The sequence below is a fragment of the Pseudomonas sp. SMN5 genome, from assembly GCF_052041925.1.
In the GTDB taxonomy this organism is placed as follows: Bacteria; Pseudomonadota; Gammaproteobacteria; order Pseudomonadales; family Pseudomonadaceae; genus Aquipseudomonas.
The window spans coordinates 1-15,218 of sequence record NZ_JBKGGX010000023.1; the positions used below are offsets into that span (position 1 = coordinate 1).

At 63.0% G+C, this 15,218-nt stretch carries 16 protein-coding genes; 7 read left to right on the forward strand and 9 right to left on the reverse strand.

The genetic code is table 11. The features are described 5' to 3' along the window. Positions 1-143: 143 nt before the first annotated feature. The 6 genes from ACLEJR_RS20900 to ACLEJR_RS20925 all read right to left on the reverse strand — a co-directional run bounded on the left by ACLEJR_RS20900 (position 144) and on the right by ACLEJR_RS20925 (position 6,275). On the reverse strand, positions 144-1,160 hold the full coding sequence (locus ACLEJR_RS20900) for an arginine N-succinyltransferase (protein WP_440816148.1): 1,017 nt from the start codon (positions 1,158-1,160) through the stop codon (positions 144-146). Positions 1,161-1,273: 113 nt separating this feature from the next. Then, complete coding sequence (locus ACLEJR_RS20905; RefSeq protein ID WP_440816151.1) at positions 1,274-2,623, reverse strand: APC family permease; 1,350 nt, start codon at positions 2,621-2,623, stop codon at positions 1,274-1,276. Between the two features lie 65 nt (positions 2,624-2,688). Then, positions 2,689-3,441, reverse strand: a complete 753-nt coding sequence (locus ACLEJR_RS20910) for an N-formylglutamate amidohydrolase (protein WP_440816154.1) — start codon at positions 3,439-3,441, stop codon at positions 2,689-2,691. Then, a complete protein-coding gene (locus tag ACLEJR_RS20915; protein ID WP_440816157.1) occupies positions 3,425-4,777 on the reverse strand; it encodes a glutamine synthetase in 1,353 nt (450 codons plus the stop codon). The genes ACLEJR_RS20910 and ACLEJR_RS20915 overlap by 17 nt, the downstream gene beginning before the upstream one ends. Continuing rightward, positions 4,774-5,418, reverse strand: coding sequence for an isochorismatase family cysteine hydrolase (locus ACLEJR_RS20920; RefSeq protein ID WP_440816160.1), 645 nt, complete (start codon positions 5,416-5,418; stop codon positions 4,774-4,776). The genes ACLEJR_RS20915 and ACLEJR_RS20920 overlap by 4 nt, the downstream gene beginning before the upstream one ends. A 2-nt stretch (positions 5,419-5,420) precedes the next feature. Then, positions 5,421-6,275: a MurR/RpiR family transcriptional regulator gene (locus ACLEJR_RS20925; protein ID WP_440795472.1), complete on the reverse strand. Its 855-nt coding sequence runs from the start codon at positions 6,273-6,275 to the stop codon at positions 5,421-5,423. Positions 6,276-6,566: 291 nt separating this feature from the next. Between ACLEJR_RS20925 and ACLEJR_RS20930 the strand changes: the two genes are divergently transcribed. Both ACLEJR_RS20930 and cobF read left to right on the forward strand, forming a co-directional pair. Beyond that, positions 6,567-7,133, forward strand: coding sequence for a histidine phosphatase family protein (locus ACLEJR_RS20930; protein WP_440795474.1), 567 nt, complete (start codon positions 6,567-6,569; stop codon positions 7,131-7,133). Beyond that, positions 7,130-7,888: a precorrin-6A synthase (deacetylating) gene (cobF, locus tag ACLEJR_RS20935; RefSeq protein ID WP_440795476.1), complete on the forward strand. Its 759-nt coding sequence runs from the start codon at positions 7,130-7,132 to the stop codon at positions 7,886-7,888. Before ACLEJR_RS20930 ends, cobF begins: the two co-directional genes overlap by 4 nt. A 191-nt stretch (positions 7,889-8,079) precedes the next feature. Here cobF and ftrA read toward each other — a convergent pair whose 3' ends face one another. Then, the gene (gene ftrA, locus ACLEJR_RS20940; protein ID WP_440795478.1) at positions 8,080-9,039 is read right to left on the reverse strand and encodes a transcriptional regulator FtrA; all 960 of its coding nucleotides are present in this window, start codon (positions 9,037-9,039) and stop codon (positions 8,080-8,082) included. Between the two features lie 101 nt (positions 9,040-9,140). Here ftrA and ACLEJR_RS20945 point away from each other — a divergent pair, with 101 nt between their 5' ends. The 4 genes from ACLEJR_RS20945 to ACLEJR_RS20960 all read left to right on the forward strand — a co-directional run bounded on the left by ACLEJR_RS20945 (position 9,141) and on the right by ACLEJR_RS20960 (position 12,844). Then, positions 9,141-9,575 (forward strand): rhodanese-like domain-containing protein, encoded by a 435-nt coding sequence (locus tag ACLEJR_RS20945; RefSeq protein WP_440816163.1) that lies wholly within the window; start codon positions 9,141-9,143, stop codon positions 9,573-9,575. 454 nt (positions 9,576-10,029) lie between these two features. Then, positions 10,030-10,809, forward strand: a complete 780-nt coding sequence (locus tag ACLEJR_RS20950; RefSeq protein WP_440816165.1) for an ABC transporter substrate-binding protein — start codon at positions 10,030-10,032, stop codon at positions 10,807-10,809. Between the two features lie 150 nt (positions 10,810-10,959). Continuing rightward, a complete protein-coding gene (locus ACLEJR_RS20955) occupies positions 10,960-12,072 on the forward strand; it encodes a succinylglutamate desuccinylase/aspartoacylase family protein (protein ID WP_440816168.1) in 1,113 nt (370 codons plus the stop codon). Between the two features lie 55 nt (positions 12,073-12,127). Further along, positions 12,128-12,844 (forward strand): alpha/beta hydrolase, encoded by a 717-nt coding sequence (locus ACLEJR_RS20960; RefSeq protein WP_440795486.1) that lies wholly within the window; start codon positions 12,128-12,130, stop codon positions 12,842-12,844. A gap of 163 nt (positions 12,845-13,007) precedes the next feature. Here the strand turns inward: ACLEJR_RS20960 and ACLEJR_RS20965 are convergent, their stop codons facing one another. Together ACLEJR_RS20965 and ACLEJR_RS20970 are read right to left on the reverse strand one after the other, a co-directional pair. Continuing rightward, positions 13,008-13,595, reverse strand: coding sequence for a hypothetical protein (locus tag ACLEJR_RS20965; RefSeq protein WP_440816169.1), 588 nt, complete (start codon positions 13,593-13,595; stop codon positions 13,008-13,010). A gap of 78 nt (positions 13,596-13,673) precedes the next feature. Then, positions 13,674-14,606 carry a LysR family transcriptional regulator gene (locus ACLEJR_RS20970; RefSeq protein ID WP_440795490.1) on the reverse strand — a complete coding sequence of 311 codons (933 nt, stop codon included), beginning with the start codon at positions 14,604-14,606 and terminating at the stop codon, positions 13,674-13,676. Between the two features lie 112 nt (positions 14,607-14,718). Here ACLEJR_RS20970 and ACLEJR_RS20975 point away from each other — a divergent pair, with 112 nt between their 5' ends. Beyond that, positions 14,719-15,216, forward strand: coding sequence for a DMT family transporter (locus ACLEJR_RS20975; protein ID WP_440816171.1), 498 nt, complete (start codon positions 14,719-14,721; stop codon positions 15,214-15,216). Positions 15,217-15,218: the final 2 nt, after the last annotated feature.

Genomic DNA, 15,218 nt, shown 5'->3' on the forward strand with positions numbered 1-15,218 from the left:
GACTGGTAAAGCCGGGGCCCGCGCAACGGGCGAGCTCCAGCAGTGCGGGCAGGTCGGTGATGGCGACCGGGCGGACGATCATGATGCGGTTCCTTGGTCGTGAGAGGGGACGCGCCGATGCAAGACACGGGATCGAGTCGGGTTCATAAAGCCACCACCCGGATCTGCTCTCCATCGGTCACCCCCAGGGCCTCCAGCATGTCGGGCGTCAATGCCACGGGGCCGTCGGCGCTGACGTCCAGCTCGGCCACGATGGCCCGGTAATTTGCGAGGCCGTCGTTGCTCACCAGGTAACGGCCCCGAGCGTCGATCTGGTTGCTTTGCCGGGCGATGGCGTGGCGACTTTGACTGATGGAGCGGATGTTCGCGGTACGGGCATGCAGCGTTGGCCCTGCGTCGAACAGATCAACGTAACTGTTGGTCTCAAAACCTTCGCGTTCCAGAATGTCGAAAGCCTCCTGGCCGTCGGGGTGCACCCGACCGATGCAGCCCTGGGCGGCCGGCGGCAGCATGGGCACGTAGATCGGGTATTGCGGCATCAGGTCGGCGAGGAAGGTCCGGCTTTGCAAGCCGCACAACCGTTCTGCCTCCACGTAAGGCAGGTCGAAGAAATGCTGGCCGATGGCGTCCCAGAACGGCGACTGGCCGTCCTCGGTGCTGAAGCCGACGATTTCGGTGATGACCGATTCGGCGAAGCGTCGCGGGTGGGCGGCGATAAACATGAGCCGGGCCCGGGACAGCAGTTCCGATTCCGGCGTGCGCACCCGCTGGGCGTCGATATGAAAACCGCGCAGCAGTGTCTGGCCGCTGAGGTCCTGGCACAACGAGAGTGCCGGAACGCCGTGCTGGATGTTCAGTTCCCGCGACTCGCTGGAAAACGGCCGATGACGCAAGCTGTAGAACGGCTCGTTGCAACCGGTGCTGGAGAGAATTTCCGAACAGCCTGCCAGGCGCCCGGAGACCAGGTCCTGCAATACGAAAAAATAGTTCTCGCCGCCGGCCACCTGTACATCGGCTTCGAACGAGGCACACGAATCGAGGATTTTCTCCCTCAGGCGCTCGGTGTCGTCGGGAAGCGACGTCACGCCCACCAGGCTGTCACGGGCCAACTGCTGCAATTGCGGCAGGTCGGTTAACTGAACTGGACGTAAAGCCAGCATGGAATGCACTCCTGTTCCAGGGAGCCCGATGTGCGGCACCAGGCTTGACGATCACTGTCGATGTCCACGCGTTTCGGTTATGAGCGGCCAGCCCCTTCGGCCGCTCGGGAAGCTCATTGGCCGGCCGGGTCGGGCAGGGCGCTGCGGCTGCCGAATTTATTGAGCGCAAACAGATAGACCAGGCCAGCGGCTATCCAGATCAGGCCGAGTTTCTGCGCATCCACGCCCATGTTGTACAGGATGGCCGCGACGATCGCGAAGCCCACCAGTGGGCAGACCAGGTGGCGAATCAGTTGGCCGGAGCGTTGGCGGCGCCAGTAATGATTGATCACTGTAATGTGCAACAGCATGAAACCGCTCAGGGCGCCAAAGTTGACCAGTGAGGTCAGGGTGTCCACTGCGTCGATGAACAGGTAGCAGATCAGCAGCGACAGCAGCGCCACCAGGTATATGCTCAAGTACGGTGTGTTGTGTTTCGCATGCACCCTGGCCAACACTTTCGGCAATTTGCCGTCCCGGGCCATGCCGAACAACAGGCGCGACACTGCGGCCTGCGAGGTGATCGCCACCGCCACGCCCCAGGCCAGCGCCGTGGCGACGGCGGTCAGGGTCGCCAGCCAACTGCCGGCCGCCAGTTCGGCGATTTCATAGAACGCAGTATCGGCGGACTTGAAACCCATCCCGGCCGCCAGGTCGGTGGCGATCCAGGTCTGCACCACGAAGATCGCGCCCATCACCAGCAATGTCAGCAGCGCAGCCTTGCCGACGCTGCGCCCTGGCTGGTCTTTGATTTCTTCGGCGAGGGTAGAGATCGCATCGAAACCCAGGAACGACAGCACGGCGATGGACACGCCTTGCATCAACAGCGCGAAATTGAAGTGCTCGGGGCTGTACAGCGGTGCCAGCGTCAACTGACCGTTACCGGCACCGCCGTGCAGGGCATTCCAGGCGTAGAACAGAAAGATCCCCAGCACCATCAGTTGTGCCAACAGGAAAATCATATTCATCCGTGCGGTGAAGGTGATGCCGCGCAGGTTGACGAAGGTCGCGCTGACCAGGAACGCCAGGATGAAGCCGACCTTGGGAATGTCCGGGTAAAGATGGTTCAGCGCCATGGCCGCGTAGACGTAGAGCAACGGCGGAATCAGCAGGTAATCGAGCAGCATCAACCAGCCGGCGATGAACCCGACGTGTGGGTTCAAGCCTCGTTGCGCGTAGGAGTAGACCGAACCTGCCACCGGAAACGCCTGGGCCATGCTGCCGTAGCTTAGCGCGGTGAACAGCATCGCCACCATGCCCACGATGTATGCCAGCGGCACCATCCCCGGCGCTTCGGCGTTGACGTAGCCATACACGCCGAACGGGGCAATGGGGATCATGAAGATCATCCCGTACACCACCAGGTCCGTCAGCGACAGGCTGCGCTTCAATTCCTGCTTGTAGCCAAATGCCTCGATATTCATGAGCCGTTTTCCTTTTCAGCTGTGTGGGTTGCTTTGCGGGGCGCCGCAGACGTACCGCTGCGGCGCTACAGCAGTGGCGCCAGGTAGGCGCTCCAGGTCCGTACCGCCTCGGGGGTGCGCAGCAGGTCGTTGCGCACTTCGATCAACACCGAATCCAGGCCGCGTCCATCGCCGTGCACCGGAACCGTCATGTCGCTCAGCGGGTTGATCTTGTAGGGCTGGTTGCCTGCCACCCGCAACGAATGCCGCGCCAACCCGTCGACGATACGCTGGGCATAGTCCCGGGCTTCGCCGAACAGCACCCCGGCTTCCAGCGCCCGCGGTTGACCGTAGAACACCGGGGTGAAGCTGTGGATACCCACCACTCGCACCGGGCGTTTATCGGCCAGGCGGGCGTCGATCAGCCCGCGCAGGCGATCATGGAAGGGGTGGAACAGGCATCGCTGGCGGTATTCGCGTGTGGCAGCGTCCAGGGACTGGTTGCCGGGAATCTGGTAGATCTCGCTCTGGGGTGGAATGCTGTCGGGCACATGCAGCGGGCGGTTGAGGTCAATCAACAGCCGGGAATAATTGGCCGACAGCAGCGTTGCGCCCAGGGTCTCGGACAGACGTTCGGCCAGGGCCAGGGCCCCGATGTCCCAGGCAATGTGTTCGCGGGAGGCGGTGTCGTCAAGGCCCAGGTCGTTCAGCGCCGGGGGGATGAAACGGCTGGCATGCTCGCACACCAGCAGCACCGGGCATTCCGAGTCTTCCCGAAGCAACCGGTAAGCCGGGCCGGTGTAGAGACCGGCTTCGGCACATTCAATAGATTCGCGCATAGTGCTCACAACGCTCCGCAGGTGACAGCGCCTGGGTCAAGGCCAGTTCCTGGGCCTTCAAGGCGAAGTAGGTATCGAGTAGCGGGGCGGGCAGGGTTTCGCGCAGCGCACCGCTGTTGCGCAGGCAGTCCAGTGCCTGGGCCAGGGTCGTCGGAAGGGCGATAATGCCACGGGCGCGGCGTTGTGCTTCATCCAATTGGTCGGGTATTTCATCGGTGATCGCAGTCAGCGCCAAGCGTTGCTGGATGCCCAGGCGTCCGGCGATCAACAGCGCGGCCATGGCCAGGTGTGGCGAGGCGGTGGCGTCCATGGCGCGGAACTCCAGGTTGTACTGGGTCGCCACCGGTCTGCCGCCCAAGGTTACGGTCGGGCAGATGCGCAGCGCCGCTTCACGATTGCGCTGCCCCAGGCAGGTGTAGGACGCACTCCAGTGATGGGGTTGCAGGCGTTCGTAGGACACTGGTGTCGGTGCGGTCAGCGCGCACAACGCCGGCAGGTAGTGCAACACACCGGCCGCCCACTGCCGGCCGAGGTTGGACAAGCCGTTGCCGCTGGTAGCGTCATGGAGCACCGGGTCACCGCTCAGGTCTTGCAGGCTCAGGTGCAAATGCACGCCGTTGCACACTGCATCTTGCGCAGTCTTGGGGGCGAAGCTAAGGTCCAGGCCCATCTGCCGGGCGATCTCGCGGGTGATCTCGCGCACGTTTACCGCGCGGTCGGCGGCGGCCACCCCCAGTGTCGGACGGCAAGTGATTTCGTATTGATGTTTGCCGTATTCAGGCAGAAACATCTCCGGTTCGACGCCACCAGCCCGCAGGGCGCTGAGCAGCCAGCCGGCGAACCCGGCCTGCTGGCGCTGGGCCTGGAGGCTGAAGGCCGGTCGATCCGGCTGGGCCGGGGTGCTGTTGAGGCTGAACTCATGCTCGAACGCGGCGAAGACTTGCAGACCCAGCTCGGTGCGATAGCGCTCCACTTCGTCATGCAGCAGCGTGCGCGGGCAGGCCGCCCACGGCCGGCCATCGGTTTCGCGCACATCGCAATGGATGTAATCCAGGGCCGGGGCCTGGGCGTCCGGGCCGTTGTTGACCGTCACTCGGCTGGACAGGTCCGGCACCAGGCGCAAGTCGCCATAGGCGCCCCATGGGTTGCTCGAAGCGATGATGTCCTGGGGCGTCAGCGCGCTGTTGGCCGGTACCCAGCCACACCCGGCCGCGACGTACTGGGGCAATTCATCGCTGGGAAACGAGCGACCGCGGGTGATGCCGGTCAGGTCGGTGCTTACCAGCGTGGTAACGGGTAACGGTGCCAGGGGCGATGCCGCATCGAAGCGGTTCATGGCTGCATCTCCTGCAATCGACCAAGCACGGTCCGGGTGTCGGTGATCCAGCAGTAACCCTTGATCGCGTTCAAGCAAGCCAGGTGGCGTTGTTCGGTATAGGTGGCGCAGGCGTCTTCTACCAGGGTCACCAGATAGCCACGGTCGGCGGCGTCGCGCACGGCCATGTCGACGCATTGGTCGGTGACGATGCCGGCGACGATCAGGTGCCGGGTCTGCAGGTTACGCAGTACGTAGTCGATGTTGGTGGAGTTGAACACGCCGGAGGAGGTCTTGGGCAGGACGATCTCGTTCTCCCGCGGCGTCAGTTCGTCGATGATCTGCGCTCCGGGGCTGCCCTTGGGCAGGTGCATGTCGGACAGTTTGTGATCCAGTGAGCGATCGCGGCCATCGGCCGTCAGGCTTTCGATATGGGTATGCAATACGTTCTGTCGTGCCCCGCGCATCGCCTCAAGCAAGCGCTGCTGGTTGGGAATCACCTGCCGGCGGGCGCGCTGGATGAAATATTCGGCGTCCGGGCTCTCGAGGTGGGCATCCAGTCGTGGGTCCAGCCAGGCGCGTTGCATGTCCACCAGCAGCAGTGCCGTGTGGTCACAGGTGAACGGCAGGTTCCGGGGCGAGCGATGGGGGAGCGAGAACATCCTTATTTTTCCTCCAGCAGGTGCGTGTTGAATACCGTGCGCAAGGTGTCGATTCCTTCCAGGCGTTCGGCCAGGTCAGGGCATTGCAGGGTCAGGCAGGCGACCAGCGCCTCGACCTGGGCCAGGGCCGGAACCAGGCTGTCGAAGGCCGAGGCCGACTCCACCGGCGCGCTGATGATCAGGTCGGCCAATTCCCGCAGGGGCGAGGCGTAGACGTCACTGAACAGCACGACCCGCGCATGGCGCTCCTTGGCCGCGCTGGCGACGCGCAGGGCCTGGGCCTGATAGCGCCGATAATCGAAAATCAGCACCACGTCCTGGCGCTGCACGTCGAACAGCCGGTCGGGCAGTTGGGCATTGTCTTCCAGGGCAAAGCAACCGGCGCGCAGCAAGCGCAGATGGTTTAGCAGATAGTGGGCGAGAAAGCTGCTGAAGCGTCCGCCGAAGCAATGCACTTGATGCCGCGCATCGAGCAGCCATTGCACGAGGATCCGCACATCCTCAGGTTGGGTCAGGGCCTGGGTGTCGAGCAGATTGCGGTGACTGGTCGCCAGGTATTGGCTCCAGGTATCGCCTTGCTGCGATTTGGCCCGTGGTCGCAACAGGGTGCGGGGCGAGCGCAGGCGATGGTCCATGTCACGCAGCAACGCATCCTGGAACTCGGCATAGCCGCCAAAGCCGAGTTTTTTAACCAGCCGCACGATCGTCGGGTCGCTGACCCCGGCGTGCTCCGCCAGGCGTGACATCGGGCCCAGGCCGTTGCGGGGATAGTGATCGAGCAGGGCGCGAACGACCTTGCGCTCCGACGGCGTCAGGTCAATGCCGGGATCGGTGATCAGGTCTCTGAGGGGCGGCATCCGTGCTCCTTGCCTGGATGGTGTTGGATATCTTACATAACTCCTGAAAATAGTATTTATGTAGCTGGTGCTACATGTCCAGCGGTTTTTACCTCCCGTTTATGATGCTCGAAGATGGTGCGAAACCCTTGTAGGACTTGGTCGCGGTCGAATCGACCGGGTATGTCAGCTGGTGCTTATATCTGTGTAAGAAATTGCGCCTTTTTGTCTCGGTAATTTGATTTCGTATAAGGTGTTGTACAACCACGAAAGGCATCGTTGCTTCCTTTTTCCCTCGCCAGAGCATCCCTTGTGCAAGCCACTCGCCTGACCCTCATCTGCCACGCCCGTACCGTCGCCCAGAAACGGGGGCGTTTCGGCCTGGACGAACCGCTGGATGCCGACTGGCTGGCCGGGCGCCTGGGCAGCGGCCACGAATATCGAGGTGTCGGGCGGCTGCTATGCGGGCCGGAACTGCGCACGCGCCAGACGGCTGCGCTGTACGGTGCCGAGCCTCAGGTGGAGCAGGCCCTGGCCGATTGCGATTTCGGTCGCTGGCGCGGGTTGTGCGTCGATGATTTGCTCAGGACTGAACCTCAGGCCGTGCACACTTGGCTCGACGATCCGCAGGCAGCGCCCCATGGCGGCGAGTCCGTTGCACGCTTGTGCCAACGTGTCGATGCATGGATGGCAAGCCTGCAAGCCTGGCCGGGGCACGTGCTGGCGGTCACCCACCCGTTTGTGATTCGTGCGGCGCTGGTGACGGCCTTGGGTTGCCCGGCTGCGAGTTTCAACCGGATCGACATAGAACCACTGTCCGCCGTCGAGTTGCGCTTCAACGGCGTATGGCGTTTGCGCATTCAGGAGGCGTCGTCATGAAGAAACTGTCAGTCATTGGCATCGGCGCGGGCGATCCGGACCACCTGACGATCCAGGCGGTAAAGGCGCTGAACCGGGTGGATGTGTTCTTCCTCATGGACAAGGGACCCGCCAAGCACACCTTGTTGGACCTGCGACGAGAACTCTGTCGTCGCCATATCGCCGATCGCACCTACCGATTCGTCGAAGCCGACAGCCCCGAGCGTCAACGCGGCGACACGGACTACACGGCCAGCGTCGAAGATCTGAACCGTGCGAAGCAGGCGACCTTCGAACGCTTGATCGACGAAGAGCTGGCGGACGGGCAATGTGGTGGCTTCCTGGTCTGGGGGGACCCGGCGTTGTATGACAGCACCGTGCGCATCTTGCAGGCCATTCTTGACGCCGGACGCTGCGCCTTCGAATTCGAAGTCATCCCCGGCATCACCAGCCTCCAGGCTCTCGCGGCTCGGCACAGAGTGCCGTTGAACGACATTGGCGGCTCAGTACACATTACCAGCGGACGGCGGTTGGCAGCAGGGCAGGTGGGCGATGCGTCCAGTGTGGCGGTGATGCTCGATGCCGAAGATGCGTATCGCCAGGTAAACGATCCGGATACGCAGATCTATTGGGGCGCCTACGTGGGCATGGCCGAGGAAATTCTCGTTTCTGGCCGGCTGGGGGACGTGGCCGATGAAATCGAACGCACCCGCACGGCTGCGCGCCAGACCCATGGATGGATCATGGACAGTTATTTGCTGCGCAAGCCGCGGTAGCCGGGCAACTCCATCTGTGGCGAGGGAGCTTGCTGTGGCGAGGGAGCTTGCTCCCGCTGGGTTGCGTAGCGACCCCAATGTCCATAGCCCCATGCCACTTAGTCTCCTGCTGGAATCTTGCGCCTGCTTCGCAGTCGAGCGGGAGCGAGCTCCCTCGCCACAGGGGGCGCATGCTTAAGTGTTTCATTTCTTCACCCGCGCCCAAACCGCTCCCGATACACCGACGGCGCCAACCCCACCACGCTGCGAAACGCCACGCGAAAGCTTTCCACCGAGCGATAGCCGCACAACTGGGCGATGTTCTCGGTGTTGCTGTCGGTGCTTTCCAGCAATTCCCGGGCGCGGGCGAGGCGCTCGTGTTGCAGCCAGGCCTTGGGCGACTGGCCGCAGGCCTGGGTGAAATGCCGCAGGAAAGTCCGTTCGCTCATGGCTGCCTGGCTGGCCAGTTCGCGCACGCCGAGGGGTTCGTGCAGGCGCTCGCGGGCCCATTGCATCACGCTCGACAGATCGCTGCGTGGCGTGCGGCTGACCGGTGAGGGGATGAACTGTGCCTGACCGCCAGTACGTTGCGGTGACATCACCAACCGACGCGCCACGGTGTTGGCGACCTGGACACCATAGTCCCGAGCCACCAGATGCAGGCAGGCATCGATGCCGGCGGCACTCCCGGCCGAGGTGATGACCTGGCCTGAATCGACATACAACACATCGGGGTCGACCCGCACGTCGGGGAAGCTGTCAGCCAATTCTTCGGTGTAGCGCCAGTGGGTGGTGGCGCCCAATCCGTCGAGCAGCCCGGCGGCCGCCAGCACGAACGCCCCCGAACAGATCGACAGCAGTCGTGCACCGCGGGCATGGGCGCGGCGCAATGCCGCGAGCAAGGCTTCGGACGGCGGCTCGCTGCGGCTGCGCCAGCCTGGCACGACGATGGTCCGGGCGCTGTCGAGCAGTTCCATGCCGCCGTCTGCCAATACCCGGAAGCCGCCCATCGCACGCATCGGGCCCTCGTCGACCGCGACGATCCGATGCTCGTACCAGGGGAAATCGAACTCAGGCCGCTCCAGGCCGAAGATCTCGACGGCGACGCCGAACTCGAAGGTGCACAGACCGTCGTAGGCCAGGATCGCGACCAGACCGGGTGTAGGCTGCATTTGGCGGAAAATTCCCACAGAGTGTCTTGTGCGCCACTTTAGCGGTAAGCACCGGGCGGATAAAGTCTCTTAACGCCCTCATCTACCCTGGAGTACCCACGATGACTAGCCCGGTTCGCGAAGTACCTGCTGCCTCGTCCGAAATCGCCCTGCAGCATTTCAGCGCACGTCTGGCGTTTGAAACCGATTGTTCCGACGTTCACGCCAGCCAACAGGCCGGCCAGGTCGATTTTGTATTGGTGGATGTACGCGGCCCACTGGCTTACGAGCGCGGGCACGTGCCCGGGGCGGTCAACCTGCCGACCCGCACGCTCACGGCGCAAGCGCTGGCTGCCTATCCGCAGGACACGCTCTTCGTGGTGTATTGCGCAGGGCCCCATTGCAATGGCGCGAACAAAGCGGCGGTGCGCCTGGCCACGTTGGGGTACCCGGTCAAGGAGATGATCGGCGGCGTGATGGGCTGGCTCGACGAAGGTTTTCGCCTGACCGGTTCGGTGGAGCGTGTGACGGACCAGGCGATCGGCTGCGATTGCTGACATTCTCGTGGGAGCGAGCCTGCTCGCGAAGGCGTTGGCACATCCGATATCGATGCAAGCTGACCCACCGCTATCGCGAGCAAGGCTCGCTCCCACAAAGGTTCTGTAGCAATCACAGCATCCGGGCACACTGCCGAACCTGTGGGAGCGAGCTGGCTCGCGATGGCGTCGGCACATTCAACATCGATGCACGCTGACCCACCGCTATCGCGAGCAAGGCTCGCTCCCACAGAGGTTCTGTGGCAATCAAACCCTTTGGGCACACCACGCCAACGGTACTGCGGCGTTGCGCCGCTGAGCGCAGGTGATTCGCTATAACTATTTGTCGCATAAACACAATTCCCCTCCTGACTGCCCCTCTAGACTCCCGGCCACTTCGGTTGTTGCTGACCGAACGCTGCCTATGAATCTGCCCACAATCATCAATAAGAAACCTGCGCACTCAGGAGCAAACATGAAGAAGCTAGCAATGTTCGGTGCCCTGGCACTGTCCGTACTGTCCCTATCGGCTGTGGCTGAAGAGGCCAAGCCGATCCGCCTCGGGATCGAGGCTGGGTACCCACCGTTCTCGATGAAGACCCCGGACGGCAAGCTCACCGGCTTTGACGTCGATATCGGCGATGCGCTCTGTGCGCAGATGGAGGTCAAGTGCATCTGGGTCGAGCAGGAGTTCGACGGCCTGATCCCGGCGCTGAAAGTGAAGAAAATCGATGCGATCCTGTCGTCCATGACCATCACCGACGACCGCAAGAAAAACGTTGATTTCACCATCAAGTACTACCACACCCCGGCGCGTTTCGTGATGAAGGAAGGTACTGAGGTCAAGGATCCGCTGACCGAACTCAAGGGCAAGAAAGTCGGTGTGCTGCGCGCCAGCACCCACGACCGTTTCGCCACGGAAGTACTGGTGCCGGCCGGCATCAACCTGGTGCGCTACAGCTCCCAGCAGGAAGCCAACCTGGACATGGTCGCCGGTCGCCTCGACGCGATGCTGGCCGACTCGGTCAACCTGGACGAGGGTTTCCTGAAAACCGACGCCGGCAAAGGCTTTGCGTTCGTCGGCCCGACCTATGAAGACGCCAAATACTTCGGTGGCGGCGCGGGCATTGCGGTGCGCAAGGGCGACAAGGCGCTGGCCGATCGGTTCAGCGCGGCCATCACCGAGATCCGCGCTAATGGCGAGTACAAGAAGGTCCAGGACAAATACTTCGCCTTCGATGTATACGGGCATTAATCGCTAGGCTATGTACGAAATAGCTTGAAACTTGGTTATGCGGCGTTAAAAACCGAGGTGGCCCGCCGTTGACCCGGTCGGCCGCCTTTTTCTTGGGCGATTGTTTTACCCTGCGCCGACGGTTTTTCCTCTTCGTGATTTGGAGATTTCATGCAACGCATCGACCATACCCTGCCATGGAGCCATCTGGGCACCGAGCGCCGGCTCAGTGTGTTTCGTTACGGCCATGGTCCGCGCAAGGCCTACATCCAGGCCAGCCTGCATGCCGATGAGTTGCCGGGCATGCGCACCGCCTGGGAGCTCAAGCAGCGCCTCAGCGACCTTGAGGCCCAAGGCTTGCTCAAGGGCGTGATCGAACTGGTGCCGGTGGCCAACCCCATCGGCCTGGACCAACATCTGCAAGCCGCCCACATGGGCCGTTTCGAACTGGGCAGCGGCAAGAATTTCAACCGTGCCTTCGTCGAACTCAGTGCGCCGGTGGCGCAACGTATCGGTGATCGTCTGGGTGACGACCCGGCGGCCAATATCATCTTGATCCGCCAGACCATGGCGCAAGTGCTCGACGATCTGCCAGCACCACCGTCGCAACTCGAAGCGCTGCACCGGCTGTTGCTGCGGCATGCCTGCGACGCTGACGTCACCCTGGATCTGCACTGCGATTTCGAGGCGTCGATTCACTTGTACGCCTTGCCGCAGCACTGGCCACAGTGGCGGACCCTGGCGGCGCGGTTGAAGGCCGGGGTGGCGTTGTTGTGCGAGGACTCCGGCGGCAGTTCGTTCGACGAGTCCTGCTCCACCCCTTGGTTGCGCCTGGCGAAGGCCTTTCCCGAGGCGGCGATCCCATTGGCCAACCTGGCCACCACGCTGGAACTGGGGAGCATGGGCGACACACGAGTGGAGCAGGCCCAGGCCAACTGCGAGGCGATCCTGGGGTTTCTCGCTGAACAGGGCTTCATCGCTGGCGACTGGGCGCCCGCGCCCGCCGAGTGCTGCGAAGGCCTTCCGTTCGAGGGTACTGAGTACCTGTTCGCGCCGCACCACGGTGTGGTGAGTTTCCTGCGCGAAGTCGGGGAATGGGTCGAGCGGGGCGAACCGTTGTTCGAAGTCGTCGACCCACTGAGCGACCGGGTTACCACGGTGCGGGCCGGCACCAGCGGCGTGTTGTTCGCGGTGGATCGAGGGCGTTATACCGAGCCGGGCATCTGGCAGGCCAAAGTTGCCGGGCGCGAGCCGATTCGCAGCGGGAAATTGAGCAACGACTGATAAGTGCGGTCTACCTCAGGTTGCCGCGTGGCTATCGAACGATGGAGGAAGATTGATGTTTAGAGCGCTCGCCCTGTTGCTGCTGATGGTCTCGTCCGGGTTGCAGGCGCAACCCGCGTTGCACACCGACCTGCCGCTCAGCTACCTGGCCCAAGTCGATGAGCAGGCCAAGGACCGGCCGCTGGTGATCTTCCTGCATGGTTCCGGCAGTAACGAACAGGACCTTTTCGCACTCAAGGACGAACTGCCCCGGCACTACAACTACCTCTCGGTCCGTGCGCCGAAGACCATGGAGCCAGGGCATTACCAGTGGTTTGCCAAGGAGGGCGAGGGTGCCTACGACGGCAATGGCGCCGACCTGAAAGCCAGCGGCCAGCTGCTGTTGGATTTCATCCAAAAGGCCCGGGCCAAGTACTCGACCGATCCGGGCAACGTGTACCTGGTGGGTTTCAGCCAGGGCGCGATGATGAGCTACGAAGTGGCGTTGCGACACCCCGAAGCGGTGGGCGGCATCGCTGCGATGGGCGGACGGGTACTCTCGGTGCTGCGCTCCGAACTGACGCCTGACGAGCCGCGACGGGCGCTGGCGGTATTCATTGGTCATGGCACGGTAGACCCGATCATTCCCTACCACGACGGCACCGAGGCCGATTCCTTCCTGAAAACCCTGGCGCTGGAACCGGAATTCCATGCCTACCTGGGCCTAGGTCACAACATCAGTGCGCAGGAAGTGCAGGACCTACGGGCGTGGTTGGAGCGGCTCAACCCCTAGAGGCTCGGTTGAATGTGCCGACGTCTCGTCGGATCACCGCCCGGAGCAGGCTCGCTCCCACAGTTTGTCCGGTTGGCTGTAATCCTACGGCCTGCACAAAACCCCTGTGGGAGCGAGCCTGCTCGCGATTGATGCGACGCGGTCTCCCAGAATCACAGCTTAATCACTGCCCACCGGCAATCCGCTTCACCAGCGCCTCATGACCGGCCTTGTCGCTGACGCGGGAGATGATCTGCACCACCGCCATGCGCGTGCCGGAAGCTCCCAGCAAGGTGGTGTCCAGGGTCGGTCCGCCGCCCTGGGTCGCGCTGGTGTCGAGTTGACGCAGGCCTAGGCCGGTGCCCTTCTGGGTCAGGCTTTTTTCGCTGAGAATTTTAGCGTCCGGCAGGGCTTTGGTTCGCTGGGCAGCGAAGTCGGCCATGGTTGCGTCGAGGAAGGCGCTGTCGTCATCCTTCACGCTCGTCCCGCCGATGATGACGTTTTCCGCCGCGATCACCACCGTCCGGCTGGCGGCATTGCTGTACATCGTACCTGTCGCGCCGGCGGTGCCCTGGGCGGCTTCCCCGGCGGGCAACGGTGTCGCGGTGAAACCCTTGGGCAGGTTGAAGGTGAACTTGCCACCCAGCATCGAAACCTTCTGTGCCGGCGCTTCGCTGGAAGGTTTGGCGGGGGCCGCCTGGGCGGGCATCACGCTCAGGCCAGCGATGGCCACCAGCAGCAGGGCGGCGGCATGTTTACTCAGCAATGACATGGAAACTCTCCGGAAGGTTGCGCTCGGGCGGCGATCATCCCATGGGCAGCGCCCCTGACTCCAGCGCTGGCGACGTCCTCAACGGTCCCAGTAAGGCACCTCGCCAAAACACTCCAGAAAGAAATCGATCACCGTACGAACCTTCACCGACAAGCGTCGGCTACCCGGCCAGAGAATGGCGATCTGTTGCGGCTCAAGACTGTTGGACGCTTCATAATCGCGCAGCACTGGCACCAGCGTACCTTTGCGCACGGCCTCGCCGATCAGCCACGACGGAAACATCACCAGGCCCAGGCCTTGTTCAGCGGCCTGGGTCAGGGTGTCGGCGTGATTCCCGGTGATCGGGCCCTTGACGCTGTAGGGCGTCCAGGCCTGGCCGGGACGACGGAAGAACCACCGCTGCTGACCGCTCACGCCTTTGTAGGCCAGGCACTGATGATTCGCCAGTTCCTGGGGCTTGAGCGGCGCGCCATGGCGGGCCAGATATCCGGGGCTGGCGGCGATCTGGAAACGGTGCGGCGCGACGATCCGTGCCTGCATGCTGGAGTCGTGCAGCGGGCCGATGCGAAACAGCAGGTCGGCGCCTTCCTGCAGCGGGTCGACGTAGCTGTCGGTCTGCTGGATGTCCAGTTGCAACCTGGGGTAGCGCTCGCACAACGGCCCCAGCCACGGTGTCAGGTGTCGCTGGCCGAACACCACCGGCGCGTTGATCCGTACCAGGCCGGACGGCTCGCTATGCTGCTCCTGCAAGGCCTGTTCGGCTTCCTCCAGTTGCACCAGCAATAGCCGCGCGTGATGCCCCAGCAGCCGCCCGGCCTCGGTGGGGGAAACGGCGCGGGTATGGCGATAAAGCAACTGCTGGTTCAGCGCCTGCTCCATCAATTGGATCTGCCGGGAGATCGAGGATGGCGCCAAGCCTTCGCGCCTTGCCACTTCGGAAAAACTGCCGTGGTCGAGCACGGCGACAAACAGCCGGAGTGCCTTGAAACCCAGTTCATTAAGGCCATGCATTGGGATTCATCCTGTGCGTAATGCGCAAAAGTGTTGTCGGGATGCTCCCATTTGTCGCACAGGGGCGCCAGCTGATAATGCGCGCCATCCTTGACTCACAGAGGTTCTGAATATGCAGGCGTCTTCACCCAACGAGGCCGCGCCGCTAGCGGCGACATCCAGGCCCCGAACGGCCTTGCGCTGGCTGTTGCTGCCCTTGGTAATCCTGGCCGGTATGGGCTTGTCGGTAGAAGCCGGCCTGCTCGGGCCGCTCGGGGGCCAGGTCGGTCACTTGTGGGCCACCTTGAGTATCTTCGGCGTCGGCTCGGCAATTCTGTTCCTGCTGTTGCTGCTCGCGGGCCGCCAGCAGGGCCCGGCCTTGAATGAACTGCCGCGCTGGCAACTGATCGGCGGTTTCCTGGGACCGATCTACGTGGTGGTGCTGACCCTCGCCACGCCGCACATCGGCATTGCCATGACCATGATCGCGATTCTGTCCGGGCAGGTCGGCAAAAGCGTGCTGATCGATCATTTCGGCTGGTTCGGCGCGACTCACAAGCGGGTCAACGGCGAACGCTGGCTGGCGTTGGCGCTGATTGTCGTGGCCCTGGTCCTGATTGCCCGAGGTTGATC

Excerpts from the sequence above, each read along its gene's own strand:
- ACLEJR_RS20900 (WP_440816148.1), bottom strand. The coding sequence starts at position 1,160 with ATGCTGGCTTTACGTCCAGTTCAGTTAACCGACCTGCCGCAATTGCAG.
- ACLEJR_RS20905 (WP_440816151.1), bottom strand. The coding sequence starts at position 2,623 with ATGAATATCGAGGCATTTGGCTACAAGCAGGAATTGAAGCGCAGCCTG.
- ACLEJR_RS20910 (WP_440816154.1), bottom strand. The coding sequence starts at position 3,441 with ATGCGCGAATCTATTGAATGTGCCGAAGCCGGTCTCTACACCGGCCCG.
- ACLEJR_RS20915 (WP_440816157.1), bottom strand. The coding sequence starts at position 4,777 with ATGAACCGCTTCGATGCGGCATCGCCCCTGGCACCGTTACCCGTTACC.
- ACLEJR_RS20920 (WP_440816160.1), bottom strand. The coding sequence starts at position 5,418 with ATGTTCTCGCTCCCCCATCGCTCGCCCCGGAACCTGCCGTTCACCTGT.
- ACLEJR_RS20925 (WP_440795472.1), bottom strand. The coding sequence starts at position 6,275 with ATGCCGCCCCTCAGAGACCTGATCACCGATCCCGGCATTGACCTGACG.
- cobF (WP_440795476.1), top strand. The coding sequence starts at position 7,130 with ATGAAGAAACTGTCAGTCATTGGCATCGGCGCGGGCGATCCGGACCAC.
- ftrA (WP_440795478.1), bottom strand. The coding sequence starts at position 9,039 with ATGCAGCCTACACCCGGTCTGGTCGCGATCCTGGCCTACGACGGTCTG.
- ACLEJR_RS20945 (WP_440816163.1), top strand. The coding sequence starts at position 9,141 with ATGACTAGCCCGGTTCGCGAAGTACCTGCTGCCTCGTCCGAAATCGCC.
- ACLEJR_RS20950 (WP_440816165.1), top strand. The coding sequence starts at position 10,030 with ATGAAGAAGCTAGCAATGTTCGGTGCCCTGGCACTGTCCGTACTGTCC.
- ACLEJR_RS20955 (WP_440816168.1), top strand. The coding sequence starts at position 10,960 with ATGCAACGCATCGACCATACCCTGCCATGGAGCCATCTGGGCACCGAG.
- ACLEJR_RS20960 (WP_440795486.1), top strand. The coding sequence starts at position 12,128 with ATGTTTAGAGCGCTCGCCCTGTTGCTGCTGATGGTCTCGTCCGGGTTG.
- ACLEJR_RS20965 (WP_440816169.1), bottom strand. The coding sequence starts at position 13,595 with ATGTCATTGCTGAGTAAACATGCCGCCGCCCTGCTGCTGGTGGCCATC.
- ACLEJR_RS20970 (WP_440795490.1), bottom strand. The coding sequence starts at position 14,606 with ATGCATGGCCTTAATGAACTGGGTTTCAAGGCACTCCGGCTGTTTGTC.
- ACLEJR_RS20975 (WP_440816171.1), top strand. The coding sequence starts at position 14,719 with ATGCAGGCGTCTTCACCCAACGAGGCCGCGCCGCTAGCGGCGACATCC.